This is a genomic window from Brasilonema sennae CENA114 (genome assembly GCF_006968745.1).
GTDB lineage: Bacteria > Cyanobacteriota > Cyanobacteriia > Cyanobacteriales > Nostocaceae > Brasilonema > Brasilonema sennae.
Map to the genome: position 1 here is coordinate 3,062,893 of NZ_CP030118.1, position 13,237 is coordinate 3,076,129.

Genomic DNA, 13,237 nt, shown 5'->3' on the forward strand with positions numbered 1-13,237 from the left:
CTCCAAGGAGATATTTATGATTTGGGATTCCCTTTGGGTAACAGGACCTAGCCGCAGTGGTAAGACTGCTCGCTTGGTAAAGCAGTTTTGTAATTGGGTGTTGAGTGAAACTAGCTGCAAAGAGTCATATTATACGAAAAACCAAGGGCAAAAAAATAGCGAGAATATACCAAGACCCTTGTATCTTCATCAAACAGAACCAGGAGTCTTAGTTTTGGCAGCCAATGATGAAAATCGTCGGGGGTTAGCGGATAAAATTGTTACAGCCACTTCCGGAAAATATCCAGTACGTTGCAAGACACCCTTGGGCTTTATTCAGGATGAAGTGAGTTTGTTTTGGCCTTTGCTTATTCAGTTATTGGAGTTAAAGGCGCAATTTCCAGTACGGCTGCGTCCAGAAACTGAACAGGAACTAGCAACCAAACTTTGGCGTTCCCAATTGGACGAGGGAATTTTGCGTCGCGCGGGAGAACCGGAGTACCGATTAGTACGTCGTATCTTGGATTTATTGCAACTAGGGGCTTCTAGTGGCATAGCCTGTGAGAAAATTAACGACGTTTTGCTCAACGCCATCGCTCAGCAAGAGAATAGTGCAAACCTAGAACCTCAACTAATAACATCTTTACTACTCAATTGGCGTAACTGGTGTCTAGAAAGAGGATTTCTCACCTATGGAATCATGACCGAAGTTTATGGCAAATACCTCTTAAGCGATCCAACTTATCAGCAACAGCTTAGCAAACGCTATCAAGCAGTGCTGGCTGATGATGTCCAAGATTATCCTGCCCTATCGCGTCACCTGTTTGAGTTGCTTCTAAATAACGGTGCAGTGGGGGCATTTAGCTACAATCCCGATAGTGTAGTGCGTTTGGGACTAGGAGCTGACCCCAATTATTTAGAAGGATTATCAGCACGTTGTCGGCAAGAAGTTTTGACTCAGCGTCCCTTTTCATGCCTTGGAGAAGCTAGCACCATACCGATGCAGGAGCTGATAACAGAACAGATCATGCCTTTAAGCTTACCAGCAGCAGTCCAATCCATTCAAACCAGATCCCGCGCCGAATTATTGCGGGAAACAGCAGAGGTGATTGTTAAAGCTGTTAAGGAGAAGCAGGTACAGCCAAACGAAGTGGCGATCATTGCGCCAGGTTTAGATGCGATCGCCCGTTACACCCTCACAGAAATCCTCACCAAGCAAAACATCCAAGTCCAACCTCTCAACGACCAACGCCCCTTGATAACTTCGCCGATCATCAGAGGATTGCTCACCGTTCTTGCCTTAGTTTATCCCGGCTTAGGACGCTTAGTTGACCGCGATGCTGTGGCAGAGATGTTAGTTGTGTTAAGCAAGGAAGTTTCTGGAATCGAAGCAGAAATTTCCCCCTCATTTCCCCACATTGACCCCGTCCGCGCTGGCTTGATAGCAGATTACTGCTTTGTACCCCATCCAGACCAACCCAAGTTGCTACCTGTCAGGGCGTTTGACCGCTGGGATAGGCTGGGCTACGCAGCGACCACGGCTTATGGTAATATATTGCAGTGGTTAGAAACCCAAAAAACACAACAAGAACTGCGCTTGATTCCCAGTCCCATTTCTCTTTTAGATAGGGCAATTCAGCGTTTCTTGTGGAATGGCAACAATCTCCCCTACGACCAATTGGCAGCACTGCGGGAACTATTGGAAACCGCACAGCACTACTGGGAAATTGATACGAGATTGCGGCAAACCTCCTCTGTTTCTCCCCCATTAAAAGAGGAAACCCAAGCGAAAGGGACTTCACCTTACTCAATAACTGCCGAATTTATCCAACTCCTGCGGCGTGGTACCATTACCGCTAATCCCTACCCGGTTCATCCCATCGGGCCGAAATCAAACGCTGTCACATTGGCTACCATCTTCCAATATCGCTCTTCTAGACGGTCTCACCGTTGGCAGTTCTGGCTGGATACAGGTTCGCCTTTGTGGGCAAAAGGCGGTGCAGCAACTTTATTCGGTGCACCATTCTTCCTCCAAGAAAGGTTGGGCGAACCTTGGACAGTAGAAGATGAAAAATCGGCAGAAGAACAAAGACTGCGAACAATTCTGGCAGATTTGCTTGCTCGCGTGTCCCAAAGAGTCTATTTATGTCATAGCGATTTAGCGGTTAATGGGCAAGAACAGCTTGGTCCTTTGCTACCTTTGGTACATGCTTGCGTTTCAGTTGTTTGTGATCCTGCCGTTGTTTAACGCATTTCGGCGGAATTCAAGAGCACGCCAGGTGCTACAAGTCGGGAAACCCGCCCACCACACTGGCTCCCTACTACAACCAGTATCTGTACAATATTAAGTAAGGTAAAGAACACTCTCATAAAAAGCTAGAGTAAAAATCAATGGTGTTATTTGGATTCGGTAAAAAATTAAGCCTGCCCACTCCTGAAGAAGCTTTGTCAGGGCGAGCAGAAAAAATGCCAGTACCGGCTCGTCACTATGTTAACGGTCATCCGCTCAAGCCGCCATTTCCAGAAGGAATGGAACTTGCAACGTTTGGTATGGGGTGCTTTTGGGGTGCAGAACGCAAATTCTGGCAGCTAGAAGGAGTTTACAGCACAGCAGTCGGTTATGCTGCAGGTGTCACTCCTAACCCTACTTATAAAGAAGTGTGTTCTGGACGCACAGGTCACAATGAAGTGGTACAAGTCGTCTTTGATCCAAAAGTCATTAGTTATTCTGAGTTACTAAAAGTCTTCTGGGAAAACCACAACCCCACTCAAGGCATGCGTCAGGGTAACGACGTGGGTACTCAGTATCGTTCAGGGATTTACGTGTATTCTGAAAATCAAAGAAAGCTAGCAGAAGCATCGCAACAAGCTTATCAGAAAGCTCTCAGTGCTTCAGATTATGGAAAAATTACCACTGAAATTCTGGATGCTCCTGAATTTTACTATGCCGAGGACTACCATCAGCAGTACCTGGCGAAAAACCCCAATGGCTATTGCGGATTAGGCGGGACTAACGTTGCTTGTCCTGTGGGAATAGCTCAACTCAACGGTTAAGTCTGTGATATTCTGTTCCGTTATAGCGCAAGCTTAACGGGACATATTCTTTTCTACAGCAATCCTAAATATTCGTGATAAACAAGATCCCCGACTTCGTAGAAGTTGTCGGGGATCTGTCGTTTTTAATTCTTACAAATCAAATAGGATTACTATAGAAGTTCTCAGAAACGCTATAACCTGAACACAACCACTCGAAGGATTGATGCTGGGTAGTTCACTTCAATTTCTATCTCAAGAGTGCATAAGTCGATTTTGCTTACACCTATGAATAAGACAAGGAAAGCAAACAAGTTTGACTTCTGTTTCTATCTCAAGAGTGCATAAGTCGATTTTGCTTACAACTATGAATAAAACAAGGAAAGTAAACAAGCTTAACGTCCCTTTACTAAAGAGGTAGTACTGATCTCACATAATCAAACTTCCATTAATACTCGAGCACAAGACTACGTTTACAAAGGAGAACAAACCATGAGCCAATCGAAGTGTGAATCTTTGATAAAGCCTTGAGATCATCATGAATGAAAAATTTACAGATGAAATTACTTACATTGTCAAGCTATTTAGAATTGGAAGATTAATTCGATGATTCAGCCAAGTTTACCTCAAGACGATACCCCTGAACAACAGCAGCAGCGAAATGAACAGATCGCCCGCCAGCGAGAAGATTATCAATACGGCGAAACTGCGGGGATATTGTTGATTAAAAAATTGCCACAGTCAGAAATGTTCTCATTCAAATACTCACTGGAGCGAGATCAGGGCTTAATATCATTAATCGCGAATACCTTAGCAACCAATATCGATAATGTTTTCGATCCATTCGATAGCTTGAAAGATTACCAGGAGATGTTTCCACTCCTGCGCAAACCTTCAACGTTGCAAACATTCCGCAACGATACTGTCTTTGCTCGTCAGCGCATTGCTGGTGCCAATCCGATGGTGATTGAGCGCGTCATTGAGAAATTGCCTGATAACTTTCCAGTGACAGATGCCATCTTTCAAAAAATCATGCTGACTAAAAAGACACTCGCAGAGGCGATCGCAGAAGGCAGAATCTTCCTCACCAATTACAAAGGGCTTGATGGACTCACTCCAGGAACATACGAACAAGGAACAAAAACCATTGCTGCCCCGTTGGTGTTGTACTGTTGGAAACCTGTAGGTTATGGCGATTATCGCGGTACTTTAGCTCCCATTGCCATTCAACTCAATCAACAAACTGATCCAGCAAAAAATCCCATTTATACACCAATCGATGGGATGCATTGGTTTATGGCAAAAATCTTTACTCAAATGGCAGATGGTAACTATCACGAAGCCATCAGCCATCTGGGAAGAACCCATCTGATGTTGGAACCGTTTGTAATGGCAACTGCTAATGAACTAGCGCCCAATCATCCCCTCTCAGTCTTACTGAAACCCCATTTTCAATTCACTCTGGCAATCAATGAACTGGCACGAGAACAATTGATCAGCCCAGGTGGCTATGCAGATACTCTGTTAGCTGGAACTTTGGAAGCCTCCATCAACCTTATTAAAGGAGCTATCAAAGAATCTCTCGAAAACTTCAGTGAGTTTGCCCTACCTAAAGAGCTAAGTCGGCGAGGAGTTGGAGAAACCGATCTTGACGAACAGGGAGAAAACTTTTTGCCAGATTACCCCTACCGGGATGATGCTTTATTATTGTGGAGAGCAATTGAGTCTTACGTTAGCGATTATCTAGAGCTGTACTACACATCTCCAGTCCAGATTTTGGAAGATACAGAGCTACAGAATTGGGTGCGGAAACTAATATCTCCAGAGGGGGATAATGTTAAAGGATTAGTGGCTAATGGTAGAGTGGAGAGTGTGGAACAGTTAGTGGCGATCGCTACCCAGCTTATTTTTATTAGTGGACCTCAGCACGGTGCGGTGAACTATCCCCAATACGACTACATCGCCTTTGCCCCCAACATGCCGTTAGCTACGTATGCGCCCCCTCCCAGTCGTGATCAAGAAATTGATGAAGCCACAATCCTGAAGATTCTCCCTCCACAAAAGCTGGCGGCAAAGCAATTGGAGTTGATGAAAACTCTCACTGTTTTCTTGCCAAATCGTCTGGGCTATCCAGACAAGAACTTTGTCGATGTCCGCGCTCAAAAGGTTTTGCTGCAATTCCAGACAAAATTACAAGAAATTGAGCAAGTGATTCATGAGCGGAATCAAAACCGGCTTGAACCGTACACCTTTCTTTTACCCTCGAATGTACCTAATAGCTTAAACATATAGCAATCCTAAACATTCGTGAGAAACAAGATCCCTGACTTCTTGAAGAAGTTGGGGATTTGTCGTTTGCGTTTCTGGCAACAAAAAACATGCCAGCGCTCGTTCTCCGGCTCAGCCTGGGAACGAGAAAAAAATCTTCGGCTGATCCAAAACTTTCCCTGTTCATGCACCTGTTCATCTATGAGGATGGTGTCACCTGCCCACAGGGGTGTCCGTTCGCACTCGCGTTGGCGCTCTTAGCGTCCTATGGCTCTGGCTAAGCTCGCGTCTTTTGCCTTTAACCTGAATCCTTACGCTTTTCTCGCCTTTGGCGATCAAAACTAATTTAAAGTTCACACAAGCGTGCATAAACCTTCAACCCTTATCCCTATCAAAATGCAGAAGCAAAAAACGAGTCCAAGACGCCAAACAAACTTACGGCGGACAAAGACACAAACCAAAACCAAAACTATTTCATGAGGTAAAGAAAATGATTGTCGTCATCAAATCCCAAACTCCCGCATCTGAAATCGAAAGAATCATTCAAGAACTGAGCCAGTATTCCGCAACAATCGAAAAAGTAATTGGTAAAGACAAGGTTGTCATTGGCTTGGTGGGTGATACAAGTGTTATTTCTCCAGAACACGTCCAACAAATCAGTCCATTTATCGAACAGGTGGTTCGCGTGAAACAGCCTTTCAAACGGGTTTCGTTAGAATATCGCTATGGTGAACCAAGCGAAGTCGTTGTCCCAACTCCCAATGGTCCAGTCACTTTTGGTCAAAATCATCCTTTAATTGTAGTCGCTGGACCTTGTTCAGTCGAAAATGAAGAAATGATTGTGGAAACAGCACAAGTCGTAAAAGCCACCGGTGCACAGTTTCTTCGGGGAGGAGCATACAAACCTCGTAGCTCACCTTATGCTTTCCAAGGACATGGCGAAAGCGCTTTATCTCTGTTAGCAACAGCCCGCGAAGTCACTGGACTAGGGATTATCACAGAAGTGATGGATACAGCGGACTTAGACAAAGTTGCAGAAGTTGCTGATGTGGTGCAAATTGGTGCTCGCAATATGCAAAACTTCTCCCTACTGAAGAAAGCAGGCGCTACGGGTAAACCAATTCTGCTCAAGCGGGGGCTGTCTGCAACAATTGAAGAATGGTTGATGGCTGCTGAATACATTCTGGCTGCTGGTAATCCAAATGTGATTTTGTGTGAACGCGGAATTCGCAGCTTTGACAAGCAATATACAAGGAATGTTCTAGATCTATCTGTGGTACCTGTCTTGCGTGGACTGACCCATTTGCCAATTATGATTGACCCCAGTCATGCCACCGGCTACTCTAAGTTTGTACCAACAATGGCAAAGGCAGCGATCGCAGCTGGTACAGATTCCTTGATGATTGAAGTTCACCCCAATCCCTCCAAAGCACTATCAGATGGTCCTCAATCTCTAACACCACCGGATTTTGTGGAACTCATGCAGGAACTTGCTTCCCTTGCCCAATTCTTCGGACGTGGAACAAAGTCTGCCTTCACAACCACACCATTTGCTACCAAAACTCTTTCGACTGTAGGTGTCTAAGTTGAGCAATCATCAGTGGTTTTTCTAGGGTAGGTAATATCATGTTTACACCAATGACTCATCGATTTGCCTACCTGAGATTCTTTAATCATTCTGAAATTCTTTCGTTAAGGCAATCATGTGTGCGTATTATTCTTTCAGCTTGACTAGAAATACAGTAGGAAAATACGCACAAACTAATTTACTCGCATTTTCTCATTCTAAAACTATAATTGACACTGCTGTTAAATCTTAAGAAATTTAATACCGACAACAACTTGACAAAACTCCTGAATTTCTAACCAAATCTTTTGTAGATACCAAAATGACTATAGGCGCAATAGATATTTTGATACTGAACGCTCCAGAAGCATTTACTTCTCAAAACTGCATAAGTCAAATTGAACTACATCTATTTAATATCGGGTAGTTGCTGTCAACCAACAATCACTCAGAAAAACAGTGTCCTGCACTCAACTTTCTCAGCAAGTCGTCAAATTATTCTGGTGATGATTTTTAAACAAACTTTAAGAGGGTCATATCTATGTATTCTGACGCACAATCCTACACAACTCAAGGTGGAATATTTGTATCACGCTCCGTAACGAATACTTCTATAGAGTCGGCAATTGATGAGGTTTTGATACGTCTGGATTCCCAACGCGGAGGGTTGTTGGCAAGTAGCTATGAATACCCAGGACGCTACAAACGCTGGGCGATCGGTTTTGTTAATCCACCTTTAGAACTTGTTACCCGCGATAACACTTTTACCATTACGGCTCATAATGAGCGAGGCAAGATACTGCTAGATTATCTAGCACAGAACCTGTTGGATCAACCATATCTTCAAGCTGTTAATAAAGAGAACAAGCGTATTATCGGCTCTGTCAAACCAACTGAACGTCTCTTCTCAGAAGAAGAACGCAGTAGACAACCTTCTGTTTTCAGTGTTGTTCGCGAGATATTATCTGTCTTCCACAGTCCACTAGATGAAAACTTGGGACTTTATGGTGCATTTGGCTATGACTTAGTTTTCCAATTTGAGCAAATGCCAAAGCATCTGGAACGTTCAGCAGACCAAAGAGACTTGGTACTATATCTACCTGATGAGTTGTTAGTTGTTGACTATCACCTGCAACAGGCATTCAGAGTGCAATATGATTTTGTCACCAACAATGGTAGCACTCGGGATTTACCTCGCACGGGTGAAGTTATGGATTACCGAGGTCAGCGTTTAAGTGTAACTCAAACCTCTGATCATGCGCCTGGTGAATATGAACAACAAGTCACCAAAGCACTCGATTACTTCCGTCGCGGTGATTTATTTGAGGTTGTTCCCAGTCAAAGCTTTTTTCAAGCTTGTGAAAAACCCCCAACGGAACTTTTCCGCACTCTCAAAGAGATTAATCCCAGTCCCTATGGATTTCTCTTTAATTTAGGTGGAGAATATCTAATTGGTGCATCTCCAGAAATGTTTGTGCGTGTTGACGGCAGACGTGTTGAAACTTGCCCAATCAGTGGTACAATCCGTCGAGGAGAAACTGCGATTGATGATGCAGCGCAAATCCAGAAGCTGCTGAACTCGCGTAAAGATGAATCCGAACTCACCATGTGTACCGATGTAGACCGCAATGATAAGTCGCGGATTTGTGAGCCGGGTTCTGTACGAGTGATTGGTCGTCGCCAAATTGAATTGTACAGCCATCTCATCCACACAGTAGACCATGTGGAAGGGGTGCTGCAACCAGAAGCTGATGCTTTGGATGCATTCCTCACACATCTGTGGGCAGTTACAGTCACAGGAGCACCAAAACGCTCAGCCATGCAGTTTCTTGAACAAAATGAGCGCAGTCCAAGACGTTGGTATGGTGGAGCCGTTGGATGCTTGAGTTTTAAAGGCAACTTGAATACTGGTCTGATTTTAAGAACTATCCGACTGAAAGACTCAGTTGCACAGGTGCGAGTTGGTGCAACAGTTCTTTATGACTCAGAGCCAGAAGCGGAAGCTCAAGAAACTATTACTAAAGCTGGTGCCTTATTCCAAACGCTTCGCGTCGTTGAACACAAAAGTGCAGATTTGTCAAGGCTGTCAGGTCTTGACATTCAACAAGCAAATCCAGGGGCGGGGAAACGTGTCTTGTTAGTTGACTATGAAGACTCATTTCTTCATACCCTAGCAAATTACATCCGTCAAACTGGTGCCACAGTCACAACACTACGGCATGGTTTTGCAGAATCAGTTTTTGATACAGAAAAACCTGACTTGGTTGTATTATCTCCTGGTCCTGGAAGACCAAGTGACTTTCATGTAGCAGAGACGATCGCAGCCTGCAAAAAACGGCAAATTCCCATATTTGGTGTGTGCTTGGGCTTACAAGGAATAGTCGAGGCACACGGCGGAAAACTGGGAGTTCTGGATTATCCCCAGCATGGTAAAGTATCAATGGTATCTGTTGTTGATCCAGATTCTGTTACCTTCAAAGGTCTACCACAATCGTTTGAAGTTGGTAGATACCACTCGTTGTATGCACTACCGGAAAGCTTACCCGCAGAACTCAAAGTGACCGCCATGTCCGCAGATGGTGTGATTATGGGCATTGAGCATCGCACATTACCAATTGCCGCCGTTCAGTTCCATCCAGAATCTATCATGACTTTGGCAGGAGGAATAGGCTTAACAATTGTTACAAATGTAGTCCAAGAATTCATGGCTACAATTCCCTCCTCAGCGCTTGCATAATCACCTCTGTTATAACCCTCTCTAATCGCTTTTCACTTCACCCCCGCCTTTAGCTACGCAAAAATCTTTCCCTCTCCTTTATAAGGAGAGGGATGCCCGACAGGGCAGGGTGAGGTTCTGAATTTTGGATTAACTCTCCCTTTGTTGAACTAATAACCACTATAAACAAATGCTAAATATTCACGAGCAATCAACTCAAGCAACTGCGTCTACCAAACCGCGCCATATTCTCGAAGAAATTGTTGAGCATAAACAACAAGAAGTTGCACTCATGAAAGAGCAACTGCCAATAGACGAGTTAAAACTTCAGATCAATCTTGCTCCCCCCGTACGAAATTTCTTGAATGCCATACGGCAAAATTCTACTCCTCCCAGCATTATTGCGGAGGTTAAAAAAGCTTCACCAAGTAAAGGAGTGATTCGTGCTGATTTTGAACCAGTAAAAATTGCCCAAGCATATGAGCGAGGCGGCGCGACTTGTATTTCTGTGCTAACTGACGAGAAATTTTTTCAGGGCGGTTTTAAGAATTTGCAACTCATTAGAAATCATGTAGAGTTGCCGCTACTTTGCAAAGAGTTTGTTATAGATCCTTACCAAATTTATCTAGCGCGAGTCAACGGTGCAGATGCAGTGCTACTCATTGCTGCTATTTTAAACGACGAAACACTGCAAGATTTTCTAAACATTATTCAGCATTTGGGCATGACTCCATTGGTGGAAGTGCATACCTTGACTGAACTTGACCGAGTACTGGCATTATCAAATGTGCAACTTGTCGGAATTAACAACCGCAATTTGGAAGACTTTACCCTTGACATAGAAATCACGAAACACCTGTTGAGAGAACGTCAACAAAAGTTAAGTGATTTAGATATTACAATCGTGAGTGAGTCTGGTTTGTACACATCTTCTGATTTAGCTTTTGTATCTCAGGCGGGAGCTAAAGCTGTGTTAGTAGGAGAATCTTTAGTCAAGCAAGCTGATTTAGAGCAAGCTGTCAAGGAATTAAGAATGTAAAAATAATCTTGACTTCATCGTGAATTTTGCATTTTTGATTCTGCTTTTCCCCTATTAACTTATTGTCCACTTTTAGGATTTAATTAAGATGACTTCTATCTCAGAACAGTTTGAATATTTACGCACAAAAAACCAATGTGCTTTAATGCCCTTCATCACAGCAGGCGATCCAGATTTGGAAACAACAGCCGAAGCCCTAAAAATATTAGACGCCAATGGTGCAGATTTCATAGAACTAGGAGTACCCTACTCAGATCCCTTGGCGGATGGGCCAGTGATTCAAGCGGCTGCTACTCGTGCGCTTAAGGGGGGAACTCGACTAGCTCATGTTTTAGAAATGGCACAAACAGCCACTAAGAGTGTGCGATCGCCCATCATCCTCTTCATTTATTACAACCCAATTTTAAATCTCGGCATCCAACAATTCCTCAAGCGAGCTGCTGATTCTGGAATCAAGGGGTTAATCGTACCGGATTTACCCTTAGAAGAAGCAGACAATTTATTGAAATCTGCTGATGCTGTAGGAATTGAAGTCACACTATTAGTCACTCCCAACACTCCCAAACAGCGAATTGAGGCGATCGCTCGTCAATCTCGTGGGTTTATTTACTTAGTTAGTGTCACAGGTGTCACAGGCGTACGTTCACAAATCCAGACACGCGTAAAAGATGTGCTCAAAGAAATCCGCAGCGTCACAAACAAGCCAATAGCCGTTGGTTTTGGTATCTCTACCCCAGAACAAGCTCATCAAGTTCAAGACTGGGGCGCAGATGGAGTGGTTGTGGGAAGCGCCTTTGTGCAACGCTTGGGAGAAAACACACCGAACCAAGGACTGCGAGTTATTAAAGATTTCTGTACCGATTTGAAAGCAGCAATTACCCCCACTGCGGGAATTAGAAAGTAATATTTTCGGAGTTACGCATTTTCATCTTTTTCTCTCTACCTGCTGCAGTGAAATTAATTCAACTTTTTGATAGTTTTAGCATAAGTCTTGAAAATTCAGTTCCAAATTTCACGCATCAGGAGTCGACTCCTTTGGTGAAGCAGGAAATTAATGAGAAAGTGATCAATTTTAAATAAGTTTTACGGAGCAGATTCCATGTTAGCAGATACACCTAGAACAACTCAACAACCGGATGCATTAGGCAGATTTGGTCAATTTGGGGGCAAGTATGTACCCGAAACATTAATGCCTGCACTTTCGGAATTAGAAACAGCGTATCAAAAATACCGCAACGATCCAGATTTTCAGAATGAACTACAGGGACTACTACGCGACTACGTAGGACGTGCTACCCCTCTATACCATGCCGAACGCCTGACAGCACACTACGCCAAACCAGATGGAACGGGGCCGCAAATTTACTTAAAAAGAGAAGACTTAAACCATACCGGCGCACATAAAATTAATAACGCCTTAGCTCAGGTATTACTCGCCAAACGTATGGGCAAACAGCGGATCATAGCTGAAACCGGAGCCGGTCAGCATGGTGTTGCAACCGCCACAGTCTGCGCTCGTTTTGGCTTAAAATGCATGATATACATGGGCGTCCATGATATGGAACGCCAAGCCTTGAATGTATTTCGGATGCGCTTGATGGGAGCAGAAGTTCGTCCAGTGGAAGCAGGAACTGGAACCCTCAAGGATGCAACATCAGAAGCGATTCGCGATTGGGTAACGAATGTCGAAACTACCCATTACATTTTAGGTTCTGTTGCAGGTCCTCATCCATACCCGATGATCGTGCGAGACTTTCAAGCAATCATTGGTAAAGAAACTCGCACCCAGTCTCAAGAAAAATGGGGTGGACTACCAGATATTCTGCTTGCTTGTGTTGGCGGAGGTTCCAATGCAATTGGGCTTTTCCATGAATTTGTCAATGAACCATCTGTACGTCTGATTGGAGTTGAGGCGGCGGGTGAAGGAATTAATACTGAAAAACACGCAGCTACTTTGACACTAGGTAGAGTCGGTGTTTTGCACGGCGCAATGAGTTATGTTCTGCAAGATGAGGATGGTCAGATCACAGAAGCACACTCTATCAGTGCTGGGTTAGATTATCCTGGTGTAGGTCCAGAACATAGTTATTTGAAGGATATAGAACGTGCTGAATACTACAGTGTGACTGACCAGCAGGCGTTGGAGGCGTTTAAACGTGTGTCGCTACTGGAGGGGATTATTCCAGCACTGGAGACTTCTCATGCGATCGCTTTGTTGGAAACTCTTTGTCCACAACTGACTGGTTCTCCTAAAATTGTGATCAATTTTTCTGGACGTGGTGACAAGGATGTGCATACTGTTGCAAAATTCTTGGATACTTTTTAAATGTCTTGAAGGGTTTGAAACAGGTTTCTAGTAAACATTGTTATTCAAAAACAACTGACGGGGGCGATCTCCGTCAGTTTCATAGTAAACGTTTACAGGAGGCTAGTAGTCCACCATACTAACTTTGCGGGGTAAACCCATTTTTATATTTATTCTTCTTTCTCTTCCTTTGCGTTCTTGGCGCTTTGGCGGTTCGTTCTTAACTCATCAAAGTTGCTGTGGTCGAGTACTAGCTCACGCTTTTGCCAAGCGATAAGCCCGAGGCTTAACGCTTGGCGTATCGCACCACCGTTATAAATTAGGGTGTCA

8 protein-coding genes are annotated in these 13,237 nt (G+C 44.0%); all 8 read left to right on the plus strand.

The features are described 5' to 3' along the window. Positions 1 to 16: 16 nt before the first annotated feature. The gene (locus DP114_RS13050) at positions 17 to 2,227 is read left to right on the plus strand and encodes a PD-(D/E)XK nuclease family protein (protein WP_171976288.1); all 2,211 of its coding nucleotides are present in this window, start codon (positions 17 to 19) and stop codon (positions 2,225 to 2,227) included. A gap of 143 nt (positions 2,228 to 2,370) precedes the next feature. Beyond that, on the plus strand, positions 2,371 to 3,033 hold the full coding sequence (msrA, locus tag DP114_RS13055) for a peptide-methionine (S)-S-oxide reductase MsrA (protein WP_169264483.1): 663 nt from the start codon (positions 2,371 to 2,373) through the stop codon (positions 3,031 to 3,033). Between the two features lie 585 nt (positions 3,034 to 3,618). Then, positions 3,619 to 5,304: a lipoxygenase family protein gene (locus DP114_RS13060; protein ID WP_171976289.1), complete on the plus strand. Its 1,686-nt coding sequence runs from the start codon at positions 3,619 to 3,621 to the stop codon at positions 5,302 to 5,304. Positions 5,305 to 5,770: 466 nt separating this feature from the next. Then, complete coding sequence (aroF, locus tag DP114_RS13065) at positions 5,771 to 6,865, plus strand: 3-deoxy-7-phosphoheptulonate synthase (protein WP_169264481.1); 1,095 nt, start codon at positions 5,771 to 5,773, stop codon at positions 6,863 to 6,865. Between the two features lie 523 nt (positions 6,866 to 7,388). Further along, positions 7,389 to 9,584 carry an anthranilate synthase gene (locus tag DP114_RS13070; protein WP_169264480.1) on the plus strand — a complete coding sequence of 732 codons (2,196 nt, stop codon included), beginning with the start codon at positions 7,389 to 7,391 and terminating at the stop codon, positions 9,582 to 9,584. Positions 9,585 to 9,753: 169 nt separating this feature from the next. Then, positions 9,754 to 10,602, plus strand: a complete 849-nt coding sequence (gene trpC / locus DP114_RS13075; protein WP_171976290.1) for an indole-3-glycerol phosphate synthase TrpC — start codon at positions 9,754 to 9,756, stop codon at positions 10,600 to 10,602. An 88-nt stretch (positions 10,603 to 10,690) separates the two neighbouring features. Next, positions 10,691 to 11,506 (plus strand): tryptophan synthase subunit alpha, encoded by an 816-nt coding sequence (gene trpA / locus DP114_RS13080; RefSeq protein WP_171976291.1) that lies wholly within the window; start codon positions 10,691 to 10,693, stop codon positions 11,504 to 11,506. Positions 11,507 to 11,701: 195 nt separating this feature from the next. Beyond that, the gene (gene trpB / locus DP114_RS13085) at positions 11,702 to 12,928 is read left to right on the plus strand and encodes a tryptophan synthase subunit beta (protein ID WP_171976292.1); all 1,227 of its coding nucleotides are present in this window, start codon (positions 11,702 to 11,704) and stop codon (positions 12,926 to 12,928) included. Positions 12,929 to 13,237: the final 309 nt, after the last annotated feature.